The sequence below is a fragment of the Streptomyces sp. NPDC002309 genome, assembly GCF_053593375.1.
This window is the reverse complement of sequence record NZ_JBSFCI010000006.1, coordinates 39,214-64,463: the sequence shown is the minus strand read 5'-3', so window position 1 is coordinate 64,463 and position 25,250 is coordinate 39,214. Positions and strand designations below refer to the sequence as shown.

The following is a 25,250-nucleotide window of genomic DNA, read 5'->3' as shown; positions in this document are numbered from 1 at the left end:
TTTCTTACGGAAAGTCGTGGTCAGCGACCAGTGGACGCTCCGTTGATGTTGATGCGTCGTGATGTGTGTGACTGTCAGTGATGCACGGGGTGAACACTGCGGCACACACCATCGCAGGGGCGTCGCCGACACGGGGCCGCCCCTGCTCTTCTCCGTCCGCGAAAGGGGGGCCGGAGCGGTCAGCCCCGGTTTCCGGAACCGCTCTTCGGCCGACTGCCGTCCGGGAGGCGCAAGGTGAACGTTGCTCCGGCGCCGGGCCTGCTCTCGGCGGTCACGGTTCCGCCGTGGGCCTCGACGAACTGGCGGACGATGGACAGGCCGAGTCCGCTGCCCCCTGTACTGCGGCTGCGGGACTTCTCGGCGCGCCAGAACCGCTCGAAGACATGGGGCAGATCCGACGGGGCGATCCCGTCGCCCGTGTCCCGCACCGTCAGGACCGCCTCGTCGCCCTCCGGTCGTGCGGTGACGGTGACACTGCCTCCCGAGGGCGTGTGCCGCAGGGCGTTGGAGACGAGGTTGCCCAGGACCTGACGCATGCGTACCGGATCGGCGTCGAGCCACAGGCCGGAACGGGTGCGGCTGCGCAGAGCGACGGCCGCTGCCTCGGCCGTGCCGCGATGGGCGGCCAGGACCTGGGCCACGAGGTCGTCCGCACGGACGGGTTCCCGGTGCAACTGCAAGGTGCCGGCGTCGACCGCGGCGAGGTCCTGGAGGTCGTCGATGATGTGCTGGAGCAGCATGGCCTCGTCGTGCAGGGAGGCGACGATGTCCGGCTCCGCGTCGACCAGTCCGTCACGCGTGGCCTCCAGCCAGCCCCGGATGTTGGTCAGCGGGGTGCGCAGTTCGTGGGCGATGTCACTGACCATGGCCCTGCGCTGGGCCTCCAGTTGCTCGCGGCGGGCGGTGAGGTCGTTGAACGCGGCGGCCAGGAGTCCGGTCTCGTCCTTGGTGGTGACGGGGACACGTGTGTGCCGCTGCGGCGGTTGCAGGGCCGCGGTCGTCAGGGCGCGCAGGGGGCGCACGAGCCGGACGGCGACCGCCGCGGTGAGGGCGAGACTCAGGGTGAGAACCGCGGCCGTCACTCCGACGATCTTGGCCTTGTTGGCCGTGGACAGGTCGAAGACCGAGATGCGCTGGTTCTGGCTGCCCAGGTACAGAAGTGCCCGGGGCGCGACGAAGGGGTCGAGTTGGGTGCGGCGCGCGCTGTACAGGCAGTCGCCGGCCTTCTGCCGGTCCCCGGCCGAGAAGGCGCCCGGGTATGCCGGATCCCTGCCGTTCTTGGTGACGACGTCGATGCTCACGGCGAACTTGTGGGCGTAGGCGTCGTGCTCGGAGTCGAAGCAGTCCCGCAGCAGTTCGCCGAATTCACGCAAGGCCGCGGCCTCGGTCCTGGTGGGCATGTTGATCTTCCCGTCGGCGCACCCCAGGGGCACCGAGGCGTCGCCGCCGTCAGGGATGACCTCCGTGCGACCGCTGGGGAGCTGGCGCATGGTGCCTTCGCTGCCGTACCGCCGCATGCACTCCAGACGTTGCTCGGCCACCTTCCGGACGGACAGGCGTTCGCCGCGGTCGAGCGCGTAGGGGCCCACCGCTCGCGGGTCCACCCCGGAGAGCTGGGCGCCCGGTTCGGTGTAGGTGTCGGTGCGCAGGGGGTCGATGGTGGCCGAGGCGCGGTCGGGCAGGCCGGAGCCCGCGGGGGCGGAGTCGGCGATGACGCGACCGGTCGTGGTGGTCACGGCTATCCGCCGGTCGGTCGCCCGGGAGAGGCCGATGACGGTCGCCCGGACCCCGTCCCAGTCGGCGTGGCCGGCGGCGAAGCCGCTGAGCCGCCGCAGGATGTCGGTGTCGTCGGAGAGCAGCTGACCGCGTTCCTCCTGGACGGCGCGCGTGGTGGTCTCCACCGCCAGCCATGCCGTGGCGCCCACGGAGAGCGCGGTGATCACCACACTCGCCCAGATCCCGAGGAAGACGCGTCAGGTCGTCCTCGTCACCGGCCGTGGCGAGAACTCCTCGGACTCGGAGGTGACCGTCTTCCGCCGTACGAAGGCCGGGTGGCGGCCGGGGGCGACCTGGCCCGCGCACAACGCCTACAAGGGCTGGACCGACGACCACCGCCTGGGCGATCAGCGTTCTCCCATCGGTGTGTTCACCCTGACCGACGCGGGCGGACTGCTGCCCGACCCGGGCACGAAGCTGCCGTACGACCAGTCGCCCGGCTTCACGATCAACGGCACCGGAGTCCTCGGCGAGCCGCTGTCGGGCTCCTTCGACTTCGTCGTCGCGATCGACTACAACCGTGAGCCCGGCCGCTCCCCACTGGACTGGACCCGTCCCCTCGGCGCCGGGAAGGGCGGCGGCATCTGGCTGCACGTCGACCACGACGGCCCCACGCAGGGCTGCGTCAGCCTGAGGAAGCCGCACATGAGGGAACTGCTGCTGACGCTCGACCCGGACGAGCATCCGGTGGTCGTGATGGGGGACGCCGCGTCACTGCGCAGGTGACGCGGCGCGCAAAGGGCTCCCGGACGTCAGGCGTCCCTGATCGTCGTGGTTACGGGCGTGCCGATCTCGACGGTGCGGCTGACCGTGCACAGCCGGTCGTGGGACGCCTTGACCGCGCGGGGCAGGATCGCGCGGGCGCGCTCGGCGCCTTCGTCGTCCGCGAAGGTGACGGTGAAGGTGACGTCGAGGTTCGTCATGCGGTTGCCCAGGTCGTCGCTGATCTTGTCGCCGGTCACCGCCACGGAGAAGCCGGTGGGCTCGGCGTGGCGACCGGTGGCGACGTCGACGTCCGCGGCCGTGCAGCCCCCGATCGCGGCCAGGAACAACTCCACCGGGGTGAACCCCGTGTCCTGACCGTCGTCCGAGGCGGTGCCGAAGGCGATGGTTCCGCCGCGGGGGTTGGTCGCGACGAACCGGCCGCTGCCGGTGCGCTCGACGACGACGGAACGCTCAGATTTTTCGCTCATGTCGTCGACATTAGGCCCTGCCCGGCGGATCGTCCCTCGGACGCGGTGGCCGGCCCGCGGGACCGCGGCCTCCCGGACACCCCCGAAACCGTCGCGCAGACCCGCGCCTATCTGAACGACGTCGAGGAACTCCTCGACCGGCGCCCCTCCCCCATGGCCTTCTTCGAGGAGATGCTCACCCGCCGTCCCGGCCGCCTGAACCCGTCACCCCTGTGGTGCGGCGCGCGGACCCTCCTCGCCTGACCGCACGTCCACCGAGCGCCTGCCGGACCGGCGCCGTGAGCGAGCACGAGACGATCGACGGACGCTTCCCGGCGTTCCCGGGGCGGGCGCGAGCACTGCGCGTTCGCGGTCACGGGGGCGGCGGTGTGCCGCAGAGGTGACGCCCCCCGGCTACCGCTCGGCGGTGCTGGTGAACACGGCCGACGGGGGCTCTCCGGGGGCGTAGCGGTCGCAGAGCCCCTCGTTCACCAACCCGGCCTTCTCGGCGACCCGCAGGGAGGCCCGGTGGCCCGGGTCGATCAGGGCCACCAGGCGTTGCACGCCCGCGGCGTGGGCGTGTGCGACGGTCGCCGCCGCGGCCTCGGTGGCGTACCCGAGGCCCCAGTGCGCGCGGGCGAAGTGCCAGCCGACCTCGTACTCGCCCGGGTCGCCGTCGAGCGGACGCACGTAGACGTCGCCGACGAAACCGGCTCCGTCCGCGTCGACCGCCCAGAACCCGCAGCCGGGGCCCCGGGCGGCGACCGCCCGCCAGCGGGCGATGTCGTCGACGACCACGGAGATGTCGGCGGCCGGTTCATCGCCCGTGAACCGGCACACCTCGGGGTCGGACCACATCGCGAAGGCGGCGGGGGCGTCGGCCACGGTGAACGCGCGGACGGTGAGCCGACGGGTACGGAAGACAACAGCCACACGTCAGAGGCTAGTAGCTCGGTTCACTCTCCGCGATCGCGTGGACCCGGGCCGACTCCCGCGACCGGGCCGACGGCCGCTGCCACCCAGGAACGGGAAGCCTAGCGAGCCCACAACTTGCCTTGGACACAGGTGAGTTGCTTGGGCAGCATGAGTGTCCCGCTGCTGTTCGCGTCGGCTGAGAGGGCACGGGAACAACGGATGGACGTCGGCCCCGGAAACCTTCCCCGCGAGTACCGGATCAGCCCGGCCCAGGTACGCGCCATGGTCACCGCGTCAGCGGGCGGGGCGATTCCGGCCTTGATCTCCCTCTGGGTCCTCGACGACCTGCCGCCCGTCGCCAGGGCACTCGGCGGCGTCCTGCTGGTCGCGCTCCTGGCCTGGCTCCTGTGGAGCGCGCGGCGCTGCGCGACGACGGCGGACGTCAAGGCTCTGCGGGTGCGCGGGATTCTCCTGCGCCGCCGTCTTTCCTGGGAGGACCTCCAGGAGCTGCGCGTCGAACCCAACCCGGGCGCCCTCACCCAGGGCCACGCGGCGAACGTGCTCGTCTGTGCCTACGGGAGGGACGGACGCAGGCTCGTGCTGCCCTACGTCGACGACCGCCACGTCGACGTCGAGCGCGAGTTCGCGGTGCTCGAGGAGATCTGGGTCCGGCTGCGCGGTGCGGACTGGGCACCCGACCCGGCCGCGGCCGTCCACATCGACCGCACCACGGCCCGGCAGGCCGCCCTCGGGTGCGGAGTCGGCGCGATGTTCCTGTCGATCGTGCCGGTCACCGTGCTGGCGCTCCTCCCCCTGTTCTTCGACGTGCCGGAGACGGTGAGCGGCCTGATGTGGCCCTGGGTCTTCCTGGTCGGTCCGCCGGCCGCTTTCCTGCTGACCGTGTTCACCGTCTACCGGCGAAGCCTGCGGGCGATCCCGCCCCGGTGACGCCGGTTCGTCCCGGTCACCTGTCGACGGCCGGGTAGAGCGCCGCCACGGCCGTGAGGTACAGGGCCTTCTCGGCCTCCTCCCAGGTCCAGCCGCTCTCCACCACGAGGGTGCGCCAGCCCGTGGGGCCGAACCACAGCCACAGCAGGTCCGCCGTCCGGTCAGCCGGACAGCGGGGAGGCGGTGTCAGGCCGTGCAGGTGGTGTGCGGTCGTGCGCAGCGCCTCCCGGTAGGCTGCCGTCGCCCTCCCCCACAGGCCGTCGGCGCTCTCGTGGACCGGAAGAGCCTTGCGGATCGCCTCGTGGGCGGTGAACTGGCTCTCGTTGCCGACGCGCGTGCCGCGCGCGAGCGCCTCCAGGACCGCCTCCGGTGTCCGCAGGCCCAGGACGTGCTCCATGGCCCGCTCGTAGCCGGACGCCGCCACCCCCCGGTCGACGATCTTGTCGAGGATGTCGCCCTTGCTGCCGACGCTGGCGAAGACGGTCTTGGAGGACACACCGGCGGCGGCGGCGATCTCCGCGACCGTCACGCGGCCGTATCCCCGGTCGGCGAACAGTTCGGCTGCCCGCTCCAGGATCACCTCGCGGGTGCGGACGGCAGCCTGCTCCCGCAGGGGGGAGACGTAGGCGCGCTTGGCGGGCATGGCAGGCATGGCGCCACTGTAGCCATCCAGGTGGCTGTTTGAACTATTCATTAGGCGCTCTGTAACCTCAATATCGGCCGGTACCCGCCGACCTGGCACGACCACGTACACGAGAAGGACCGACGACGTGAGCATGAACACGACCGAACTGGCACAGGGGCTCTTCGACGTCCTCGTGACCGGTGACGCGGCGCTGGCCGCCGAGGTGGTGGCGGAGGACTTCCGCAACCGAGAGGCCGCCGCTTCGCCGGCCGCCTGCTCACTCCCGGGGCCGGCCGGCGTCCTGGCCTCGGGCGCGTGGATGCGGTCGGCCTTCGCCGACCTGCGGTTCCCCGTTCTCGGGATGGCCGTCGCCGACGACCAGGTCTGGGTGCGGCTGCGTATGCAGGGCCGTCACACGGGCGCTTTCGTCACCTTCCGCGACGGCGCCCTGGACCAGGCGGTACCACCCACGGGACGCGAGATCGACTTCGAGCAGATCCACGTGCTCCACGTGCGCGACGGCAAGGTGACGGGCCACGAGGCCGTACGCGACGACATCGCCATGCTCGGGCAGCTGGGTGTCTTTCCGCCGGCCCCCGCCGTCGCGTTGCGCATGCTGGCCTGGAAGACGACGGGACGGGCCCGCCGCGAGGCCGACCTGGTCAGCCGGGCCGCGGCGGCCGCGGCCGCGTCCCGTCATGTGCCGGATTCCGTCGGCTGACCCGCTCGCACCGGTGCTCCTGGCAGCGGTGGACCTCGTGGGGCGTGGCGACACCCCGCGGCAGAACGCCCGCCGGCCGGAGTGACTCCGGCCCGGCGGGCGGGTGAGACCAGGCGGAGCCTCCGCGGGGTGCGCCCCGCGGAGGCTCACGCTCATCGACCGATCGAGTAGGCCCGCTCCACGGTCTGCCGGACCGTGTTGCCCGCCTTGTCGGAGGCCGTGACCCGCAGGGTCACGTACCCGCCCTGCCGGTGGTCGCCGGGCGACTCGACGGTGGCGGTGAACCGGTTGTGGCCGCGGTCCTTGGTGCGGACCTGCCCCTTCCAGGTCCTGCCGTCGTCGAAGGACGCCTCGACCTTGAGCTTGACCCCCGCCGGGACGGCGAGCCCGTCCTGATGCCGGACGGTGAGGTCGATCTCATGACGCTTCCCGCCGTCGACCCTGTTCCACAGGTCGGTGCCGACCCCGTAGTCGATCTGGAGGAGCGGCAGCAGCGTCTTCTCGGTCGCGGTGTCCGAACGGAAGGTCCACGACGTGGCGGTGCGCGTGCCGTGCCGCCAGAAGTCGGTGAGGCGTTCCGTCGTCAGGTCCAGCCGGTAGTCGGCCTTTCCTGCGGGAACCGGGAAGTTGCCCCAGGCCGCGCCGGCACGGCCCACCTCCTTGCCGTCACGGTGGAGGACGGCCGTCACGGTGTCACCGCCCGGGTAGGTCGGCTCGTCCATCGTCCCGGGCGCTCCGGCCCCGCCGACGCCCCACGGGGAGGGAGCCTGCTTGCGGGCCCAGTGGCCGGCCGTCGCGTCCGTGAACTCGGGGATCGCCAGGCTCAGGACATCACCGTCGCGCACGGAGGGGTTGGTCCAGCCCTTCGGGATGGACGGCCGCACCACGGCCTTGTACCACTCCTCCTTGGCCTTCTCGCCCGCCCTGTAGGTGCGGGGGGCGTCGTGCAGGCCCGAGCGCATGGCGAAGTCCGCGTACGGGCTGGTGATGAAGTCGACGTGGTGCAGCCACTCCGTGTCCCCGGAGCTGACGTACTCGGACCGCGTCATACCGGTCGGCACCGCGCGCGTGGTCTCCAGGGCGACCTTCGAGAAGGGACGCCAGCTGAAGCGCTGCTCGGCCGTCCAGTCCAGCGCGCCGTTGTCGGCGTAGGAAGCCTTCACCTGGGCGGTGTTGCGGTCGGAGACGGTGTAGGTCGCGTCCTGCGGGATGTTGTCCTTCCAGATCGCCCTGATGTCGTACAGGTAGGGGCTCTCGACCGTCCCGGAGACGTCCACGAGGGCCTTGTGCCCCTTCATGTACCGCAGCAGCTCGGCCCCGTCGGCCGCCGTCACCCGGATCACGGGGACGGCGGAGCGGGTGTCCGTCGGCCGCCAGCGGGTCCAGGCCACCAGCCCCTCGGGCAGGACGATCAGCACGCCCTTGGCGCCCGCCCGCGCCGCCTTCTCCGCCAGCTCGTACTCGGCGGAGGCGGTGTCGTCGCGGATCACGGCGAGCTTGCCCCGCACGGTGCCCGGCCGCAGGTCCGGGTTCTCCCAGGTCCCCGCGTCCACGGCGGTCAGGCGCTCCCCCTTCGGGTCGAAGGGCGTGGAGCGACCGAGGTAGTACGGGTCCAGGTCGAAGTCCGCGCCGCGGACCTCGGTCCTGATCTGAGGAGCCGTCATCTCCCAGCGGGTGTTGAACTCGAACTCGCCCTCGGTGACCTTGGACGTGGGAGTGACGTACAGGTCGACCGCCCCGCCGCCGTCCTCGAAGTAGATGTTGTGCGCCATCTCCGCGCCGTCGATCTTCCGGTACGACTGGAACGTCGCGTTGTTGCGGCGCTCGGCGGGCATGGGCGTGCGCACACGCACCGGCTTGGCCTTGCGCGCGTCCAGGGTCACGGTCGCGTCGCCGGAGATCCTCACCTCGGGCTCCACGGCGTGGATGAGCCGGGTCTCGCGGACGCTGAAGTCCAGCATGGTGCCGGCGAACTGGTAGGTGCCCTCCTCGACCGCGAAGACCATGGGGTCCCAGCTGACGAACTGAACGTCCGTGTCTCCCCCGAAGACGTCCATGACGTTCCAGCCGGCGGGCTGCCCGTCCGGACCGTAGGACTCGATGGTGACCTCGTGCATCGGGGCACGGACGACCAGGCTGACCGTGGTGTGCACCGACACCCCGTCGGAGGACGTGGCGCTGACGTAGCCGTAGTAGGAGCCTCGGCCCGCCTTGCCCGGGTCGACGCCGACCGGTACCTCGGTGGTCGCGCCCGGCGCGATCCGGACGGTCTCCGCGCCCAGCGTCAGTCCCTGCGCGGGGAGCGCCCTGCCGCCGTTGGTGGCCAGCGCGGCGCGCAGGTCCAGCGACACCTCGGCGTCACCGTGGTTGGTGTAGCGGATCACACCGGCCCGCTCCACCGGCGAGGCGTCCCGGTCGAAGGGGCCCATCGCGAACGTGCCGGTGGCGGTGACCGGCGCGGTGAAGGCCGCCTTGACGTCGACGCGCCCGCCGCCCTGCTGGGTCGGCAACTGGCCCGACACGGTACGGGACGTGCTGATCAGCGCGTCCTTCAGCTGCTGCGCGCTCCAGTCAGGGTGCTGCCCGGCGAGCAGCGCGGCCGCGCCGGCCACGTGCGGCGTCGCCATGGACGTTCCGTCGGCGGCGACATAGTGCTCGTCGATGGGCGCGCCCATGGTCGTGCCGACGGCGCGTGCGGCGACGATGCCGACGCCCGGAGCCGTGATGTCGGGCTTGACGGCCTTGTCGCCGTAGCGCGGGCCGCGGCTCGAGAACGAGGCGAGTGAGTCGTCGCGGTCGACGGCACCCACGGTGAGGGCGGCGTCGGCGGCGCCGGGCGATCCGACCGTCATGTCGCCGCGCCCGCCGCTGTTTCCGGCGGCGACGACGAAGAGCGCGCCGCTGCTGCGGGACAGTTCGTTGACGGCGAGGCTCATGGGGTCGGTGCCGTCGGTCTGCATGTCCGCGCCCAGGCTCATGTTGATGACCTTGGCGCCCTGGGCCGCGGCCCACTCCATACCCGCGACGACCTGGGACTCCGAGCCGTAGCCGTCGTCGCCGAGGACCTTGCCCACGATCAGGTCGGCGCGGGGAGCGACGCCCTTGCGCAGACCGTCCGAGGCGGCGCCGCTGCCGGCGGCGGTCGCGGCGACGTGGGTGCCGTGCCCGAAGCGGTCCCGGGTCGAGCCGCTGCCCGAGAAGTCCTTGGCCTCGGACACACGGCCGGCGAGGTCGGGGTGGGTCTGGTCGGCCCCGGTGTCGAGGACGGCGACCTTGACGCCCTCGCCGTGGTGGCCGGCGGCCCAGGCGGCCGGCGCGTTGATCTGCGCGGTGCTGCGGTCCAGCGTCGGACGTACCTTCTGGTCCAGCCAGATCTTCGGGGTCGCCGCGACCGCCCTCGCGACGGACGCGTCCGCCGAAGGTGCGAGCTGCTTCCAGAAGGAGGCCAGGTCCTGGTCCGGGACGCGCAGTGCCTGGGCGTCGATGCTCGGCAGGTTCCGCGGCTCGCCGGAGCCCTCATGGAACTCCGCGAGTCTGTCCGTCCGTTCGGCCGCCGCACGGGCCGTGCCCTTGGGCGCGGAGACGATCAGCGGCAGCGCGTCGGTGCGCGCCTCGTCGTAGCCCTGGGCGAGGAGGGCGGCGACGTCGAAGAGCGCCGCGTCCAGCCGCTCGCTGCGGACCAGCGGCGCCGCGTCGGACGGCAGGACGGTCAGACCGCCGTCGTCCTCGGTGATCTGGAAGAAGACGTTCTCGCGCCCCGGCGCGCGCTGCACCGAGGCGGTCTTCCTGCCGCCCGGCGCCTCGCTGACGGTGACCAGGTCACCGGTGATCAACCGCACGGTGCTCGTGCGGGCGTCGGATGCCGGCCTGGCGGAGTCGGCGTCGGGCGGGGACTGGGCGGCGACGGGCGTGATCGCGCCCGTCGTCACCATGGCCGACATCGAAATCACCGCCCAAAGGCGGATGCGTCTCATGGGTGGTTACAGCCTTCCTCGTCATTTCCCGCGTCGGAGTCAGGGCGGTGCCGACCGGCCTGTCACACACGGGACTCATGGGGCGCACGGCATCCGGCGTCGACATCCGGGGTGCTGCCGGGCTCGGTCCGGGGCGCTGCCGCCGTCGGGCGAGCCGCTGCCGCGTTCGAGGCCGAGTGTTGCGACGGTCGGCCTCAGTCGAGGGTGATGCCGCCGGTCAGTCCGAGACGGAACGCGGACCGGGGACGGTCGGCCGACCCGTGCTCGGCACCTCGTCGGCGACCGGCGTCGACCCTGAAGTCCTGAACGCCGGTGGGCGGTTCGGTGCCATGAGCAAAAACCCTTCGTCAACCGGGGGTTCCACGACCTGTCCGAGATCATGCGCCGTGCCACCTGACGTGTCACCGCCCTTCAGGTGGCACGAATGCGCCATGTCAAAACCGCGACAAGGGCCGACGGGGGCTCGGGCAGAGGTAGAAGAGTTCGGGATCGCCCTCATCGAGGCCGTGGACCAATCCGACCGGGCGCCACTCGGCGCGTCGCAGCAGGTGCTGCATGGGGTGGTGGGAGACGTTGGTCGAGGTGAACAGCTTCGCCGTGGTGCACGCTGCTTCGACGCCGGCCAGGAGACGGGATCCCACACCTCGCCTGCGGGCACCGGGGGCGACCATCAGCAGGGAGAGGAAGCCCTGTTCGAAGAAGGTGTACTCCAGCACGGCGTAGCCCACGGGCCCGGACGGGCCTCGGGCCACGAGGACCGCGCCGTGTTCGCACCAGCGCCGGACGGCGTCCCGTCGTGCGCGGTCGCCCGCCGCCGCGAGGGGATCGATCGCGGCCAACGCGGCCCAGTCCGATGTGTCGGCGCGTTCCACCACGAGCCCCGCGCGGTCGTCGTCGTCCATGGGGTGCATGGTGACAGCGGAAGCGCCGCCGGGCGACGGCGCGGGCGTGACGCGGTGCTGGGCGCGGCTCGCGGTGGGGGCGAGTGCTCCGACAGGTCCGTTCTCAGGCGCTGTTGCGGCCGATGCTCGCGCCGCCGTCGACACGGAGGACCTGGCCGGTGATGAACCCCGCCTTCTCGGAGAGCAGGAAGGCGATGGCGGCGGCGAGTTCGTCCGGGCGTCCGAACCGTCCCATGGGCACACTCGCCAGGTATCGGGCGGCCGAGGCCGACCCGGGCGGGTTGGTGTCGCGGAACAGCTCGGTCTCGGTGGGGCCCGGGGCCACGGCGTTGACGGTGATCCCGCGGGGCGCGAGCTCTCCGGCCCAGCCTCGCGTCAGGAACTCCATCGCGGCCTTGGACGCACCGTAGGACGTTCGGTCGGGCAGTCCCAGGGTGACCAGGCTGGTGACGTTCACGACGCGGCCCCAGGACCGTTCGATCATGCCGGGCAGGACACCCTGGACGATCTGGACCGCGGTGCGCACGTTCATGTCGAGCACCGCGTCGAGGTCGGACAGGGCGACCGCGCCGACGGCCGCCGGGCGTACCATCCCGACGTTGTTGACCACGGCGTCGACGACTCCCGCGCCCAGCACCTCGCCCAGGACCTCGTCCGTGGCCGCGCGGTCGGACAGGTCGGCCTCGTGGAACTCACCGGGAAAGGTTCGCGGTGCGCTGCGGGCGATGCCCACGGGGGTGTGGCCCTCTCCTGCCAGCTGCTCGGCGAGGGCACGGCCGATGCCTCTGGAAGCGCCGGTGATGAGGACTCGTCTGGGGGGCATGTGTTCGCTCCTTTGCCACGGTGATCCATGCACGCCGGCGTGCGTGGCGGGGATACCTGTATATGCCAACCATACGAGGTGCTCACTCGGTCCCGCGGCCGTCACTTCCGCCCACCAAAAGGTGCACTCAGGTATCTGTCACACAATTCGCACTTCCCTTGTCATGAGGGTGAAAGCAGGTACGAACCTGTCGATCCAAGGAGTGCAGCGATGACGAAACCCGTGCTGGAACCTGCAGCACTGGAGCTCGCGGACGCGACATCCAACCCGCCGTTCCTGTACGAGCTCGGTCCAGAGGGTGCCCGGAAGGTCCTGGACGACGTGCAGGCGGCTCCGGTGGAGAAGCCGGACGTGGCGCAGAAGTGGGTCACGGTTCCCGCCGAGGTGGGCGATGTGCGGGTGCGCATCGTCAAGCCGGTCGGCGGCCAGGACACGCTGCCGGCCGTCCTCCACGTGCACGGTGGTGGCTGGGTCCTCGGCAATGCCGCCACGCACGACCGCCTGGTGCGCGAGCCGGCGGTCGGCGCGGCGTCCCCACCACGAGCATCCGCTGCAACGGCACCCTGCACGACTTCATGACGCTCAACCCGCTGCGGCCCACGCGGGCGACGTCGGCCGCGGTGGAGCAGGCCGTTCACACCCTGCGCACCGTCCTGCACGGCGGCTGAGAGGACGGCGCTGCCCGGCCGCAGCGCATGAAGTACCCGCATCGCCCCAGCTGTTCCTGACTCTCGCGCCAGCGCGCGGACCTTGCGGGTCACCACGAGCGGCTTCGAGCGAGCCGATCGCCTGCCGCGGCTCACCGCCGGCGGAGCGCCGGACAGGCTCCCGTTCGCGGCTCCCAGGGTCCGCATCCCCATGATCTGCGGCAGCGAATGCCGCACCGCAGCCATGTCCATCCTTCCGGACATGGCGCAAACCCACTGCCTCGAAAGGGCATTTCATGAACCGTCAGTTGCCTTACCGGCGTGTCCGCACCCCTCTCACCCTCGCGGCCACGGCCGCCGTCGCCGCCGGCCTCTTCGCCACGACGGCCGGTCCGGCGAACGCGGCCAAGACGACCTCGCACAAGGGCCCCAAGCCGACCGTCGTGCTCGTCCACGGTGCGTTCGCCGACTCCTCCAGCTGGAACGGCGTGATCAAGGAGCTGAAGGAGGACGGCTACCCGGTCGTGGCCGCGGCCAACCCGTTGCGGGGTGTGAGCAGCGACGCCGCCTCCGTGAAGAGCCTGCTGGCCACCATCGAGGGACCGGTGGTTCTCGTCGGGCACTCCTACGGCGGAGCGGTGATCAGCAACGCCGCCCACGGCTCCGACAACGTCAAGGCGCTGGTGTACGCCGACGCCTTCCTCCCCGACAAGGGCGAGAGCGCCAACGCGCTGGTGAGCAAGTTCGAGGGCAGCGTCATCGGCGACGTGCTGCGCCCCGTCCCGATCACCAACCCCGACGGCTCCAAGGACTACGACTTCTTCATCGACCAGTCCAAGTTCCACCAGGCGTTCGGCGCGGACGTCCCGGCGCGGACCGCCAGTCTGATGGCGGTCACCCAGCGTCCCGGCACCGGCACGGCCCTGAACGAACCGTCCGGTGAGCCGGCCTGGAAGAGCATCCGCTCCTGGGCCGTCGTGGGAACCAACGACCGGATCATCCCGCGTGAGCTCCAGGTCTACATGGCCAAGCGGGCCGGCGCCCACATCGAGGAGGTCCGTTCCTCCCACGCCGTGACCGTGTCCCACCCGGACGCCGTCACCCGCGTGATCGAGAAGGCGGCGCGCACGGTCCGCTGACCCGCGCACTCCCACAGACGACGGAGGGGCCCTCGCAAGAGGGCCCCTCACCTGTCGGGGGGCATCGCCGCGCCTATGGTCTCGCCGAGCGGTACGGGGCCCCGAGGGCCCGAACACGACCGTCGGCCGGCGCGGCGTCCGACGACTCACCCTCGCGGATCTCGGTGTGCCGGGTGCCGGGGTTCGTCGACCGGATGACCGGCGTACCCCGTGGGACGTGATGTGCGGTACACCTTTTGCCCCCGCACGGGCGTAACCTGACTGACTGCTCTCGCGGTGCGCGCCACGGCTTCGCGGGACGTCACGTCGATCGTTCAGGAGACCCATGCACCCCCGGATAGCCTCTCTCCCGCCCGTCGCCCTGGCGAGCGGTGCGCTGACGGTCGGCATCGGCGGTCTGTACCTCGCCGGGCTCCTGATCACCGGCGGTGAGATCGAAGCGGGCACGACGGTGCGTGGACTGGACATCGGCGGCATGACGCACGCGGAGGCCACCCGGGAACTGGAACGACACCTCGCGACGATCGGCCCGCGGAAGCTGGCGGTGAAGGTCGGCGAGCGCACCGGCACGGTCGACACGCGGCAGGCGGGGCTCTCCTTCGACGTCCAGGAGACGCTCGCGCGGGCGACGTTCAACGGCGCTGATCCGATCGGCGTGATCGGCGGACTGTTCCGCTCGGGCGGCGATGTCGAGCCGGTCGTGCAGATCGACGAGGCCAAGGCCCGCGTCACCCTCGGGAAGCTGGCGAAGACCCTCGACCAGGCGGTCCTGAACGGCTCCGTCTCCTTCACCGCCGGCCGTGTCGAGCCGACCGATCCGCACTCCGGATACGCGCTGGACACGGACGCGGCGACAGGCGCCCTGCGCATCCCCTTCGAGCGCGGTTCGGCGGACTCGGTCACGGTGCTGCCCGCACGCGAGACGAAGCCCACGGTCACGGCGCAGGAGGTGCGTCGGGCGGTGCGCCAGTTCGCGCGGCCCGCCATGTCGGCTCCCCTCACGCTCACCGTGCGTGACAAGCGGTTCACGATCCCCCCGGCGACGCTGGGCGAGCATCTGACGATGCGGCCGGACGCCGCCGGCAGGCTCGTGCCGAAACTCGACGCCAAGGGCCTGCGTGCCGCGCCCGCGGTGGCCGGGACCCTGAACACCCTCCCCGTCAGGCCCGAGAACGCCCGGCTCGCGCTCCAGGGCGGCGAGGTCGTGGTGGCCGCCGATGCCGTCCCCGGCGTGCAGGTCACCGACAAGGCCCTGGGCGATGCCGTTATGCCGTTGCTCACCGAGTCGGGCGCGGCCCGCGCCGGCGAGGTGGCGGCGCGGCTGATCCAGCCCGAGGTGACCCGCGCGAACGCGGCGCGCCTGGGACTGACCGAGTCGATGTCCTCGTTCACCGTCGACTTCGAAGCGGCCCCCTATCGCACGAAGAACATCGGCCGCGCCGTGGAACTGATCAACGGCTCCGTCGTCATGCCCGGCGAGACCTGGAGCTTCAACCGCACCGTCGGCGAGCGCACCCAGGCCAACGGCTTCGTCGAGGGCATCATGATCCTCGACAGCAAGTTCACCAAGGCGCCCGGCGGTGGTGTGTCGGCCGTGGCCACCACGGTCTTCAACGCGATGTTCTTCGCGGGCGTCAAGCCCGTCGAGTACGGCGCCCACTCCTTCTACATCGAGCGTTACCCCGAGGGCCGCGAGGCGACGGTCGCCTGGGGCAGTCTCGATCTGAGGTTCACCAACGACTCCGGCAGGGCCCTCTATATCCAGGCCGAGTCCACGGACACCTCGGTGACCGTCAATTTCCTGGGCACGAAGAAGTACGACGAGGTCACGGCGGTCAAGGGCCCGCGCTCCGACGTGCGGCAGCCCGCCAGGCACGTGAGCGACGACGAGAAGTGCGTGCCGCAGACTCCGCTCGAGGGCTTCGACGTCACCGTGGACCGGGTCTTCCGCGACGGCGGCCGGGAAGTGAAGCGGGAACCGTTCCGCACGCACTACACCCCTCGTGACGAGATCGTCTGCACGCAGGCGACGGACTAGCCGGCACCTTCGAAGGTCGTCGAGCGGGCCCGGACCGCCGTGAGCACCTACCGCGTCTTCGGCGCCGAGGCACCCGAGCAGGACCACGAGGCACACCTCACGAAGTCCTGCCAGTTCGTCCGCCCCGGCCTCGGCGGCCTCAGCCGACGGGGATGTCCCGCAGCATCGGGGTCGGGTCGTACGGCACGAGCACGACGTCGAGGGTCAGGTCGAGTGTGTCGCCGAGACCGGGGATGCGCAGACCCGGCAGCAGATCCTGGGCCAGACCGAGCGAGGTCAGGGAGAGGCGTCCGGTCGCGGAGAAGGCCAGATGCCGCGCCTCGGCGCGGAACGGGTCCTGGGCGGTCCCGGCCCAGTGCACGGCGAGCTCCGTGGCGAACGGTCTGCCACGGACCTCCAGACTGCCCCCGAGCACACCGTGGAGCGGACCCGTGCGGGTCAGCCGGTCGGACAGGAAGCGGATGGTGGGGTGGTGCTCGACGTCCAGGAAAGCGGACCTGAGGTGGTTGTCGCGGGTGACGACGCCGGTGGTGATGCTCGCCGCCTCGATGATCACCTCCACCTGGGTGTCGCTGAGCCCGTCCTTCCCCGGCACCAGGGTCCCGGCGAGATGGGTGAAACGTCCGCGCACCCGGCCGGCCCCGCGGTTGAGCACCGCGAAGTGCACCGCCGTGTGCCAGGGGTCGACGTACCAGAGGTCACGGGCGCTGAGAGCGGTGTCCGGTTCGGGTACCGGCTCGGGCGGTGCGGTCATCGCAGTTCCCTTCGGGGTCTCCGGGGGCCCGCCCCGTGCTGCCGGGACGGTGTCGTGGCGCGGGGCATCGCGGGCTGCCGACGTGCGTTCCGGGCGCCCTGCTCGGCGTGGGCCGCCGAGATCCGGCACACCACGTGGTGTTTCGGTTCCAGCGAGCTGAGGTCACGGACTCCGCTGCGGAGCCCCACCTCACCCGGTCATCCGGCCCGCTCGTCCCGTGCCGTGTCGCGCGGGGGGCGGCCGTCCGCCGGGCGCGGCCCTTGCCGGAGCGCGGCCTTGTGGGCCGGGCGTGTGACCGTCGTGGTCGTGGTGGCGGTGCCGGTGGCGGTGGTGCCGCCGCCGGTGACGACGGCCTTGTTGGTGACCCGCTGGGGGGCGTTCCTGGCGACGTCGACCGTGAGGGTCAGCGTCGGATAGCTCTCGCCGGGCTCCAGGACGTCGTCGCGGGCGCAGGCGAGCGGAGTGCGGGTGCAGGTCCAGCCCGAGCCGGAGAAGCCGACGGCCCTGAGTCCCTTCGGCAGGGTGTCGGTCACGGTGACGGTGCCGCCATCGGTCGGCCCCTCACCCGTGTTCGTCACGCGCAGCCGGTACCTGCTCCGCTCGCCGGCGACGAACGACCCGCTCGTGGTGATCTTCAGCAGCGTCCACGCGGGGGCCTCCTCCGAGAGGGGCACCACGCCGACGGCCGCCCCGACCGGGAAGTCACCGACGGGGACCGTGTCCACCACCGCGTTCGTCGCCGCGTCGATCACCGAGACCGTGTGGTCCTCGGCGTTGGTGACGTAGACGGTCCCGCCGTCCGGGGACACCGCCACCCCGCGCGGGTCCGCGCCGACGGCGACGGTCCCGCTCACCTCGTTCGTCGCCGCGTCGATCACCGACACCGTGCTGTCGAGGGCGTTGGTGACATAGACCGTGCCGCCGTCCGGCGACACCGCCGCCTGCTGCGGTGCGTCGCCGACCGGGACGGTGTCCACCACGGCACCGGTGGCCGTGTCGATCACCGACACCGAGTCGCCGGCCTCGTTGACGACGTAGACGGTCTCGCCGTCCGGTGACACCGCCACCGCCGCCGGGAGTACGCCGACGGGGACGGTGTCCACGACCTCGTTCGTCGCCGTGTCGATCACCGAGACCGTGCCGTCGTCGCTGTTGGCCACATAGACGGTGCTGCCGTCCGGGGACACCGCGAGCCCGATCGGGAGGTTGCCGACGGGGATCGTGTCGACCACCTCGTCCGTGGCCGTGTCGATCACGGACACCGTGTCGTCGTTGAAGTTCGTGACGTAGAGGGTGCCGCCGTCCGGTGAGAGCGCCACTTGCTGCGGGGTGTTGCCCACGTCGACCGTGGCCACCACCGCGTCGGTGGCGGTGTCGACCACGGACACCGTGTTGTTGGCGCTGTCGGCCGTGTAGACACGCGTGCCGTCCGGCGACAGAGCGACGCCGGACGGACCCGCACCGGTCTGAACGGTGGCCACCGTCTCGTTCGTGGCCGTGTCGATCACGGACACCGTGTCGTCGACGAAGTTCGTGACGAAGGCGTAGGTCCCTGGCGGCACGGCCCGGGCGGGCCCCGGGGCGACGACGGGGACGACGACTGCGGCCATCAGGACGAACGCCGCGACCAGCGCCCGCGGGACCCCGCTCCACACCGGCGGCCGGCTCCGCCCCGGTCGGTGTCCCCCTCGGTCCACAGGCCCGTGCGCGCCCGGGTCGCCGTCCTCCGCTTCCAGCACCTCGATCTGACGCACCGCCACGAACAGCCTCCCGCGCACCCGGTCCACGGTCACCGCGTCAGCATCACTCGATGCCGACAAACCATGGCAGAGCATGCCAGGAGCGATCATTTTTTATGCTTTTCGACACGCTTCTCTCGCGTTCACCGATACCGCCCCCATCCCAGGACCGCATCCCCCGTCGGGACGGGTGGCCTCAACCCGCGATCCATGTGTCCGGTTTCCAGAGCCCCGCCCGGTTGAGGGACTGCGGGCAGTGCAGATAGACCTCGTCGATGTCCAGGACCAGCGCGAGCCGGGGACGGCGCCCGTCACGTGTCATGGCGTCGAAGAAGGGCGCGTCGGCGAGGATGCGGGCCCTGCCGTTGACACGCAGGACCTGCTTGCCGCCGGGGACCAGGTAGAGCAGACCGGCGTGCGGGTTGCCGAGGATGTTGTGGAAGCTGTCGCCACGGCGATTGCCCGGCCGGTCGGGCAGTGCGATGGTGCGCGGACCCAGGACATGGGTGAAGCCGGGCGCGTCACCACGCGGCGACACGTCGCAGTTGCCGTCCGCGTCCGAGGTGGCGAGGAGGCAGAAGGGCGAGCGGGAGACGATGTCCAGGTCGTCCTCGGTCAGCCGGTCGTGCACCTTGTCGATGACCACGGGCCAGGGCTCACCGAGCAGTTCACGCAGCTCCTCATGCGAGCCGAGCCCGACCCAGCCCTCTTCGGAGGCGCCGTCAGGCCGGTTCCCGGCGGTGTCGGTCGTGTGCGGCAAGACTGCTCCCAGCTGTGCGTGCCCCGCAGATGGTCGGTTGCACAGGGAACATTATCCGATGTTAGGTTCGCCTTACCTAACTGGATTGCATGCGCTCCCCCGGCCGGACCGGCGGGGCGATCGGGGGCTTGTGCCACACTCCGCACCATGACGGATGATCACACCGGTGGGACGCTCAGCGTCGGCGGGCGCGACACGGAGCTCGGTGAGCGCCTCTCCCGCGGCCTGGACGAGATCAACTTCCCGGCCACCGGCACCACGGCGGCCGACCAGGGTTCCCTGTCGGTGAAGGTGCTCGACGACGCAGGCGAGCTGATCGGTGGTCTGGCCGCCTGGACCTGGGGCGGCCTGCTCGGCATCGAGATGCTCTGGATCCGCGAGCGGAGCAGGCGCGACGGGTGGGGTTCCTCGATCCTCGAGGCCGCCGAGCAGGAGGCGCTCCGGCGCGGCTGCGACCGTGCCTGCGTGTCCTCGTTCACCTTCCAGGCCCCGGACTTCTACCGGCGCCACGGTTACACGGAGACCGGCCGCACGCCGGGAATCCCGGGCGGCGCCGAGGACGTCCATCTGTTCAAGAGGCTGGCTTGACCGCCGTGCCGCTCGCCTCGTCGGCGGGGAACGCCGCAGGGTGGTCACCGTCGTACTGAACGGTGACCACCCCGCGGCTGCTCCTGCGGCTCTCGACCGTCAGCGCACCGGGACGCCTGCCGGCGCGTTCGCTGCGGCAGCGGCCTGGTCCGCGTCGGCGCTCGCCGACGGCTTCGCCGCGGCGGCGGCGTCCGGCGCGGACTGCGCGGGCGCCACGTTGAGTTCGGCGAGCATCGTCTTGGTGAAGCCGAAGTAGTACGTGGCGATGAAGCCGCCCAGGTAGCCGACGACCAGGCCCGCGGCGTAGACCGCCACCGTCCGGCCGAGTCCGTGGTCACCGTCGAGCAGCGGGAAGAGCGCCCAGCCCGACGGGCCGATCGCGGTGGAACCGACGTCCGTGCCCAGCTGGTTGAAGAGTCCGACGAACGCGCCGCCGAAGGCGCCACCGGTGCAGGCCGTGATGAACGGGCGGCCCAGCGGCAGGGACACACCGTAGATCAGCGGCTCGCCCACGCCGAGGAAGCCCGGCCACAGCGCCGACTTGATGGTCGTGCGGATCGAGGTGTTGCGGTGCAGCCGGAAGTAGACGGCGATCGCGGCGCCGACCTGGCCCGCGCCGGCCATCGCGAGGATCGGCAGCAGCACGGTGTAGCCCTGCTGCTCGATGAGGGTCGTGTGGATCGGGATCAGTGCCTGGTGCAGGCCCAGCATGACCAGCGGAAGGAACAGGCCGCCCAGGATGAAACCGGCACCCGCGCCGCCGTTGGAGAGCAGCCAGTTGGCGGCCTCGCCGATCTTCGTGGAGACCTCACCGGCGAGGAACATCAGACCGAAGAGGGTGGCCAGACCGGCCCCCAGCACGGTGATGGTCGGGGTGACCAGGACGTCGATGGAGACGGGGACCCAGCGACGGCACCACTTCTCGATCTGCACGGCAAGCCACGCCGCGCCCAGGGCGCCGAGCACACCGCCCTGTCCCGGGGAGAGCGCCTGGCCGAACGCCTCCACGTTGGCCACGCCCGCGTAGACGATGATGGCGGCGACGGCGCCACCGAGGATCGGCGTGCCGCCGAACTCCTGCGCCGTGTTGTAGCCGACGAACACGGCGATCAGAGCCATGAACCCGGAGGCCATCGCGGCGAGCGCGGGGGTGATGCCGGGCAGCCAGCCCAGGTTGATGAGCAGGCCGTTGAGGCCCGCGATGATGCCGCAGCCGATGAGCGCGGGGATCAGCGGCACGAAGATGTTCGCGATGCGCCGCAGGAAGAGTTTGAAGGGGGTGGCGTTCTGCGCCTTGCGCTCCGCCCGCAGCGCCGCGCCCTGCGCGGCGAGGTCGTCGGCGGTCACGGACGCGCCGTCCGGGCCGCCGCCGGCCGCCGGAGCGGCGGCGCGCTCCTGCTCGACCAGGGTCTCGAACTCCGGGGTGACACGGGCGACGGTGCCCGGGCCGAGCACGATCTGGTACGTGTCGTCGTCGACGACACCCATCACCGCGGGCAGCGCCTTGAGCTGTTCCTCCTGCACGAGGCTGCGGTCACGCAGGCCCAGCCGGAGCCGGGTCATGCAGTGGGCCACCGTCGTGACGTTCTGCGCTCCTCCGACGAGGGGCAGGATCGCGGCCGCGGTGTCCTGGTACTTGTTCTCGTTCGCCATGAGATCGGCCTTGCTGTGAGTATCGGCTGGTGCGTCAGGCGGTGGCTGTTTCCAGGGCGCTGCGCAGGTGTCCGTGCGCGTCCTGGAGAAGGCGCTCGGCCGTCGTCGCGTCGACGGATCCGAGCAGGATGAGGATGGCGTTCTTGACCTCGCCGCCGGTGGCCGCGAGCGCGGCCGCGATGGCCTCGTCCGAGGCGTCGGTCGCCAGGCCCACGATCCGGTGGGCGCGCGCCCGCAGCTTCTCGTTGGAGGCGCGGACGTCGACCATCAGGTTCCCGTAGGTCTTGCCGAGCCTGATCATGGTGATGGTGGAGAACATGTTGAGCACCAGCTTCTGCGCGGTGCCCGCCTTGAGCCGGGTCGAGCCCGTCACGGTCTCCGGGCCGACGACGACCTCGATGCCGTGCTCTGCGGCGGCCGCGAGCGCGCTGTCGGCGTTGCAGGACAGCCCGACGGTGAGCGCGCCGAGGGAGCGCGCGTGGCGGACCGCCTCGACGGCGTACGGGGTGCGGCCCGACGCGGAGATGCCGACCACCACGTCGTCGGCGGTCAGCCTGAGTCCGTCCAGGTCCTGACGGGCTCCCTCCTCGGAGTCCTCGGCACCCTCGACGGCGGTGACCATGGCGGCCGGGCCGCCCGCGATGAGGCCCACGACCTGCGAGGGGTCGGTGTTGAAGGTGGGCGGGCACTCGGAGGCGTCCAGCACCCCGAGCCGTCCGGCGGTGCCCGCCCCGGCGTAGACGAGCCGGCCGCCCCGGGCCAACCGCTCGGCGATGCCGTCGATCGCGGCGGCGATCTCGGGGAGCCGGTCCGCGACGGCCGCGCTGACGGTCGCGTCCTCGGCGTTCATGTGGCGGGCGATGTCCAGCGTGCTCAGGCGGTCGATCTCCGCCAGGTCGGGGCGGTAGGCCTCCGTGGCCATGGTGGCCAGTTGGTCACGCAGCAGGCCGTTCCCGACGGCGTCTTGGGTGGACATGAACGTTCACGGCTCCTGTGGTTCGGGGCATGGCGGGGGGGACTTCGGTGAATCTGCGCGTTTCCGTCATACGCGACGGGGAGCGGGGTCGGCCGGTCCGTGTGACACGAGAGACAGCGACGAAATTTTCTTTCACTTCGCTCCGGCGACATGAAACATATTTTCGGTGCGGGGTCGCGTCAAGACTCCGTAGGCGATCATTGGGTCACATCCCGGACACGACGGGGGCGGTGGCCTCGTCGAGGAGTTCGAGGATGTGCCGGTAGGGCCGCCCGGTGGCGCGGGTCATCCCGATCTCGCAGGTCCTGTTGCAGGAGGCGTAGGCGTCGTAGGACCGGCTGTTGATCTCCGCGGCCTGGCGCGCCGTGGCCACCGCGGTGACCTCGGGATGCAGCAGTCCCCGGTCGCCCGCGAAGGCGCAGCAGCCCCAGGAGTCGGGCACGGTGACGTCCTGACTCAGGGCCGCGGCCACGGTCCGCAGCGCGTCGTCGGCGCCCAGGTGGGTGGTCGAGCACGTGGGGTGCAGGGCCATGGACTCCAGGCGTCGTGCGCCAGGCAGCGCGGGCAGCAGGCGGTCCGCGGTGAAGGCGACGCTGTCGACGAAGCGCAGGGCCGCGTAGCGGGCGCGGTCCTCCTCGGGCAGCGCGTCCGCCAGCCGTTCCAGGCCGTGCGTGCAGGAGGAGGCGTCGCAGACGACGGGCAGTGCGCCCTGGTCGGTGGCCGCCCACAGGGCGTCCAGCGTGCGGGCCGCCATGGTGCGGTGGCCCCGCGTGTACCCCTTGGACTGCCAGGGCGTGCCGCAGCACATGCCGCCCAGTCCCTCCGGCACGGCGACGGGGACCCCCGCCCGTTCGCACAGGCGCAGGAACGCGTGCGCCGATCCCGCGGTCCGTCCGGCGTCCTCCTCGGGGGCGAAGAGACTGCCGATGCACGCGGCGAAGAACACGGCCTCCGCGGCGGCGGGACGCCGTGGCGCGGGGCGGTCCGGCCCGCTGCGCGGCATGTCGTCGCTCCACTCGGGCACCAGGTCCCCGGCGCCCAGTCCGCGCGCCGCCCGGGTCGCCGCCCGCGTGACGGGCGACGGGACGGCGTGAGCCGCCCGGAGCGCCGTGCGGACGCCCGCGACCGTGCCCTCCCAGTGCCGCGCCACCCGGTCGGCGACGGCCTGGGCCGTCCTGCCGTGCCGGTCCGCGCGGAGGCGCTTCATGACCTCTCCCGTGTCGATGTGGACGGGGCAGGCGGTGACGCACAGGCTGTCGACCGCGCAGCTGCCTACGGCCGCGTAGCCGTAGTCGTCCTCCAGGGCGCGGCGCCTTTCGTCGTCGCCCGCCGCGTCGGCGAGGGCGATCTCGCGCAACAGGGCGATGCGCTGACGCGGGGTGGTGGTGGCGTCGGCGGTGGGGCAGACGGGTTCGCAGTAGCCGCACTCGACGCAGGCGTCCACGGCCGGGTCGACCTCCGGAACGCTCTTCAGATGGCGGAGGTGCGCCTCGGGATCGTCGTCCAGCAGGACCCCGGGGCTCAGCAGCCGGTGCGGGTCGCACAGCCGCTTGAGCTCGCGCATCACCTCGTAGAGCTCGTCGCCGTACTGGCGCCGGACGAACGGCGCCATGGCGCGGCCGGTGCCGTGCTCGGCCTTGAGCGTGCCGCCCGCTCCGAGGACGAGGTCGACCATGTCGTCGGTGAAGCGGGCGTAGCGGTCCAGTTCGGCGCGGGAGTCGAAGTCCTGGGTCAGCATGAAGTGCAGGTTGCCGTCCCGCGCGTGGCCGAAGATCACCGCGTCGTCGTAGCCGTGCCGGGCGAACAGGCCGGTCAGGCCCTCGCCGGTGGCGGTGAGCCGCTCCATCGGCACCGCCACGTCCTCCAGGAGGGCCGTCGTTCCGGGACGGCGCGCGCCGGCGACCGCCGTGTACAGCCCTTTGCGCAGCTTCCAGAGCCGGTTGCGCTCCCCCACGTCACGGGTGAGGGCCGCCGGGGTGACCGTGGGCAGGAGCCGCAGTGCCGGCCGGGCGGCGGCGACGGTGTGCTCCAGCGCCTCGGCGTCGTCCTCCGCGAACTCGACGAGCAGCGCCGCGTGGCCGGTGACGGTAAGACCGCGCAGGGCCTCCACCGGGTCCGCGGACCGCTGCGCCACCCTGAGGGACGCGGCGTCGAGGAGTTCCACGGTGCGGGCCCCGGCGGCGAGCAGCGCGGGCAGGCAGTCGGTCGCCTCGGCCAGCCCCGGCAGGACGAGCAGTCCCGTGGCGGTGTGCGGCAGGAGCGGGACCGTGCGGAAGACGGCCTCCGCGACGAAGCCGAGGGTGCCCTCGCTGCCGATCATGAGCCGGGCCAGGATGTCGGCCGGGGCGGAGTGGTCGAGGAAGGAGTTCAGTCCGTACCCCATCGTGTTCTTCATCGCGAAGAGCCGTTCCACCGTGGCCCTGGACGCGTCCGATCCGCGCACCCGTTCCCGCAGTCGCAGCAGCCCCTCGTGCAGTTCGGGCTCGCGCGCCCGCAGCGCCGCGTCGGCGTCGGAGTCGGCGGTGTCGACGACGGTGCCGGAGGGCAGCACGAAACGCAGGGACTCGATGGTGCGGTACGCGTTGTCGCGGGTGCCGCAGTTCATGCCGCTGGAGTTGTTGGCCACGAGACCGCCGATGGTGCAGGCGCTCTCGCTCGCCGGGTCCGGGCCCAGTCGGCGGCCGTACCGTGCGAGCCGGGCGTTGGCCTGGCGGACGGTCAGTCCGGGCTGCAGACGCACCCGCTGCCCGTCGTCGAGGATCTCCGCGTTGCGCCAGTGCGTGCGGACGTCGATCTGGATGCCGTCGCCGCTTGCCTGACCGGCGAGGCTGGTGCCGCCGGAGCGCAGGGTCACCGGGACGCCGGCCGCGCGGGCCCCGGCCATCAGCGCGCCGACCTCGCCCGCCGACGCCGCGCGGACCACCGCGAGGGGGGTGAACAGGTAGGGGGAGGCGTCGTGGGCCGCCGCGATCCGGCGGGGAAGCGCGGTGGTCACCCGGGCCGGGTCGCCGACGCACGAGGCGAGGAGTTCGGCCAGACGCTCGTCGGAGGGGTGCTGCGGAGCGGGGGCGGACGGGGCGGAGGCGGTGGGGTGGCTCAT

General features: G+C 71.8%; 19 protein-coding genes and 2 pseudogenes. 8 read left to right on the top strand and 13 right to left on the bottom strand.

Annotated features, from left to right (window positions below; all coding sequences use genetic code 11):
• Nucleotides 1-179 precede the first annotated feature (179 nt).
• Nucleotides 180-1,946 (bottom strand): sensor histidine kinase, encoded by a 1,767-nt coding sequence (locus tag ACWCPM_RS07265; protein ID WP_450975143.1) that lies wholly within the window; start codon nucleotides 1,944-1,946, stop codon nucleotides 180-182.
• Here ACWCPM_RS07265 and ACWCPM_RS07260 point away from each other — a divergent pair.
• Nucleotides 1,945-2,502, top strand: a pseudogene (locus tag ACWCPM_RS07260) (L,D-transpeptidase family protein); the annotation flags it as partial. The gene ACWCPM_RS07265 and the pseudogene ACWCPM_RS07260 overlap by 2 nt on opposite strands.
• 26 nt (nucleotides 2,503-2,528) lie before the next feature.
• Here ACWCPM_RS07260 and ACWCPM_RS07255 read toward each other — a convergent pair.
• Nucleotides 2,529-2,969: an OsmC family protein gene (locus ACWCPM_RS07255; protein WP_450975142.1), complete on the bottom strand. Its 441-nt coding sequence runs from the start codon at nucleotides 2,967-2,969 to the stop codon at nucleotides 2,529-2,531.
• Between the two features lie 45 nt (nucleotides 2,970-3,014).
• On the opposite strand from ACWCPM_RS07255, the gene ACWCPM_RS07250 reads away from it, so the two are divergent.
• The gene (locus ACWCPM_RS07250) at nucleotides 3,015-3,212 is read left to right on the top strand and encodes a hypothetical protein (protein ID WP_450975141.1); all 198 of its coding nucleotides are present in this window, start codon (nucleotides 3,015-3,017) and stop codon (nucleotides 3,210-3,212) included.
• Nucleotides 3,213-3,362: 150 nt separating this feature from the next.
• Here ACWCPM_RS07250 and ACWCPM_RS07245 read toward each other — a convergent pair whose 3' ends face one another.
• On the bottom strand, nucleotides 3,363-3,881 hold the full coding sequence (locus ACWCPM_RS07245) for a GNAT family N-acetyltransferase (protein ID WP_450975140.1): 519 nt from the start codon (nucleotides 3,879-3,881) through the stop codon (nucleotides 3,363-3,365).
• A 150-nt stretch (nucleotides 3,882-4,031) separates the two neighbouring features.
• Between ACWCPM_RS07245 and ACWCPM_RS07240 the strand changes: the two genes are divergently transcribed.
• Nucleotides 4,032-4,811, top strand: a complete 780-nt coding sequence (locus ACWCPM_RS07240) for a hypothetical protein (protein ID WP_450975139.1) — start codon at nucleotides 4,032-4,034, stop codon at nucleotides 4,809-4,811.
• A 16-nt stretch (nucleotides 4,812-4,827) separates the two neighbouring features.
• On the opposite strand, the gene ACWCPM_RS07235 is transcribed toward ACWCPM_RS07240, so the two are convergent.
• On the bottom strand, nucleotides 4,828-5,463 hold the full coding sequence (locus ACWCPM_RS07235; RefSeq protein ID WP_450975138.1) for a TetR/AcrR family transcriptional regulator: 636 nt from the start codon (nucleotides 5,461-5,463) through the stop codon (nucleotides 4,828-4,830).
• A gap of 124 nt (nucleotides 5,464-5,587) precedes the next feature.
• Between ACWCPM_RS07235 and ACWCPM_RS07230 the strand changes: the two genes are divergently transcribed.
• Nucleotides 5,588-6,157 (top strand): ester cyclase, encoded by a 570-nt coding sequence (locus tag ACWCPM_RS07230; RefSeq protein WP_450975268.1) that lies wholly within the window; start codon nucleotides 5,588-5,590, stop codon nucleotides 6,155-6,157.
• A 152-nt stretch (nucleotides 6,158-6,309) separates the two neighbouring features.
• Here the strand turns inward: ACWCPM_RS07230 and ACWCPM_RS07225 are convergent, their stop codons facing one another.
• The 3 genes from ACWCPM_RS07225 to ACWCPM_RS07215 form a co-directional block, all read right to left on the bottom strand.
• Complete coding sequence (locus ACWCPM_RS07225; RefSeq protein WP_450975137.1) at nucleotides 6,310-10,089, bottom strand: S8 family serine peptidase; 3,780 nt, start codon at nucleotides 10,087-10,089, stop codon at nucleotides 6,310-6,312.
• 476 nt (nucleotides 10,090-10,565) lie between these two features.
• Nucleotides 10,566-11,033: a GNAT family N-acetyltransferase gene (locus ACWCPM_RS07220; protein WP_450975136.1), complete on the bottom strand. Its 468-nt coding sequence runs from the start codon at nucleotides 11,031-11,033 to the stop codon at nucleotides 10,566-10,568.
• Between the two features lie 103 nt (nucleotides 11,034-11,136).
• The gene (locus ACWCPM_RS07215) at nucleotides 11,137-11,856 is read right to left on the bottom strand and encodes an SDR family oxidoreductase (RefSeq protein ID WP_450975135.1); all 720 of its coding nucleotides are present in this window, start codon (nucleotides 11,854-11,856) and stop codon (nucleotides 11,137-11,139) included.
• A 210-nt stretch (nucleotides 11,857-12,066) separates the two neighbouring features.
• Between ACWCPM_RS07215 and ACWCPM_RS07210 the strand changes: the two are divergent.
• The 3 genes and pseudogenes from ACWCPM_RS07210 to ACWCPM_RS07200 form a co-directional block, all read left to right on the top strand.
• Nucleotides 12,067-12,384: pseudogene (locus ACWCPM_RS07210) on the top strand (esterase); the annotation flags it as partial.
• 415 nt (nucleotides 12,385-12,799) lie between these two features.
• Nucleotides 12,800-13,642, top strand: coding sequence for an alpha/beta fold hydrolase (locus ACWCPM_RS07205; protein ID WP_450975134.1), 843 nt, complete (start codon nucleotides 12,800-12,802; stop codon nucleotides 13,640-13,642).
• Between the two features lie 325 nt (nucleotides 13,643-13,967).
• Nucleotides 13,968-15,680, top strand: coding sequence for a VanW family protein (locus tag ACWCPM_RS07200; RefSeq protein WP_450975133.1), 1,713 nt, complete (start codon nucleotides 13,968-13,970; stop codon nucleotides 15,678-15,680).
• Nucleotides 15,681-15,819: 139 nt separating this feature from the next.
• On the opposite strand, the gene ACWCPM_RS07195 is transcribed toward ACWCPM_RS07200, so the two are convergent.
• The 3 genes from ACWCPM_RS07195 to ACWCPM_RS07185 form a co-directional block, all read right to left on the bottom strand.
• Nucleotides 15,820-16,434: a YceI family protein gene (locus ACWCPM_RS07195; protein ID WP_450975132.1), complete on the bottom strand. Its 615-nt coding sequence runs from the start codon at nucleotides 16,432-16,434 to the stop codon at nucleotides 15,820-15,822.
• 197 nt (nucleotides 16,435-16,631) lie between these two features.
• Complete coding sequence (locus ACWCPM_RS07190) at nucleotides 16,632-18,227, bottom strand: YVTN family beta-propeller repeat protein (protein WP_450975131.1); 1,596 nt, start codon at nucleotides 18,225-18,227, stop codon at nucleotides 16,632-16,634.
• Nucleotides 18,228-18,369: 142 nt separating this feature from the next.
• Entirely contained in the window at nucleotides 18,370-18,933 is a 564-nt protein-coding gene (locus ACWCPM_RS07185) for an MSMEG_1061 family FMN-dependent PPOX-type flavoprotein (RefSeq protein ID WP_450975130.1), read from the bottom strand.
• A gap of 147 nt (nucleotides 18,934-19,080) precedes the next feature.
• Here ACWCPM_RS07185 and ACWCPM_RS07180 point away from each other — a divergent pair, with 147 nt between their 5' ends.
• Nucleotides 19,081-19,521, top strand: coding sequence for a GNAT family N-acetyltransferase (locus ACWCPM_RS07180; RefSeq protein WP_450975129.1), 441 nt, complete (start codon nucleotides 19,081-19,083; stop codon nucleotides 19,519-19,521).
• Nucleotides 19,522-19,620: 99 nt separating this feature from the next.
• On the opposite strand, the gene ACWCPM_RS07175 is transcribed toward ACWCPM_RS07180, so the two are convergent.
• The 3 genes from ACWCPM_RS07175 to ACWCPM_RS07165 form a co-directional block, all read right to left on the bottom strand.
• Nucleotides 19,621-21,174 (bottom strand): PTS transporter subunit EIIC, encoded by a 1,554-nt coding sequence (locus ACWCPM_RS07175; protein WP_450975128.1) that lies wholly within the window; start codon nucleotides 21,172-21,174, stop codon nucleotides 19,621-19,623.
• Nucleotides 21,175-21,208: 34 nt separating this feature from the next.
• Nucleotides 21,209-22,150 (bottom strand): N-acetylmuramic acid 6-phosphate etherase, encoded by a 942-nt coding sequence (murQ, locus tag ACWCPM_RS07170; protein ID WP_450975127.1) that lies wholly within the window; start codon nucleotides 22,148-22,150, stop codon nucleotides 21,209-21,211.
• Between the two features lie 205 nt (nucleotides 22,151-22,355).
• Nucleotides 22,356-25,250: an FAD-binding and (Fe-S)-binding domain-containing protein gene (locus ACWCPM_RS07165; RefSeq protein ID WP_450975126.1), complete on the bottom strand. Its 2,895-nt coding sequence runs from the start codon at nucleotides 25,248-25,250 to the stop codon at nucleotides 22,356-22,358.

Excerpts from the sequence above, each read along its gene's own strand:
- ACWCPM_RS07215 (WP_450975135.1), bottom strand. The coding sequence starts at position 11,856 with ATGCCCCCCAGACGAGTCCTCATCACCGGCGCTTCCAGAGGCATCGGC.
- ACWCPM_RS07230 (WP_450975268.1), top strand. The coding sequence starts at position 5,588 with ATGAACACGACCGAACTGGCACAGGGGCTCTTCGACGTCCTCGTGACC.
- ACWCPM_RS07240 (WP_450975139.1), top strand. The coding sequence starts at position 4,032 with ATGAGTGTCCCGCTGCTGTTCGCGTCGGCTGAGAGGGCACGGGAACAA.
- ACWCPM_RS07195 (WP_450975132.1), bottom strand. The coding sequence starts at position 16,434 with ATGACCGCACCGCCCGAGCCGGTACCCGAACCGGACACCGCTCTCAGC.
- ACWCPM_RS07165 (WP_450975126.1), bottom strand. The coding sequence starts at position 25,250 with ATGAGCCACCCCACCGCCTCCGCCCCGTCCGCCCCCGCTCCGCAGCAC.
- ACWCPM_RS07255 (WP_450975142.1), bottom strand. The coding sequence starts at position 2,969 with ATGAGCGAAAAATCTGAGCGTTCCGTCGTCGTCGAGCGCACCGGCAGC.
- ACWCPM_RS07220 (WP_450975136.1), bottom strand. The coding sequence starts at position 11,033 with ATGGACGACGACGACCGCGCGGGGCTCGTGGTGGAACGCGCCGACACA.
- ACWCPM_RS07235 (WP_450975138.1), bottom strand. The coding sequence starts at position 5,463 with ATGCCTGCCATGCCCGCCAAGCGCGCCTACGTCTCCCCCCTGCGGGAG.
- ACWCPM_RS07200 (WP_450975133.1), top strand. The coding sequence starts at position 13,968 with ATGCACCCCCGGATAGCCTCTCTCCCGCCCGTCGCCCTGGCGAGCGGT.
- ACWCPM_RS07175 (WP_450975128.1), bottom strand. The coding sequence starts at position 21,174 with ATGGCGAACGAGAACAAGTACCAGGACACCGCGGCCGCGATCCTGCCC.
- ACWCPM_RS07180 (WP_450975129.1), top strand. The coding sequence starts at position 19,081 with ATGACGGATGATCACACCGGTGGGACGCTCAGCGTCGGCGGGCGCGAC.
- ACWCPM_RS07205 (WP_450975134.1), top strand. The coding sequence starts at position 12,800 with ATGAACCGTCAGTTGCCTTACCGGCGTGTCCGCACCCCTCTCACCCTC.
- ACWCPM_RS07225 (WP_450975137.1), bottom strand. The coding sequence starts at position 10,089 with ATGGTGACGACGGGCGCGATCACGCCCGTCGCCGCCCAGTCCCCGCCC.
- murQ (WP_450975127.1), bottom strand. The coding sequence starts at position 22,150 with ATGTCCACCCAAGACGCCGTCGGGAACGGCCTGCTGCGTGACCAACTG.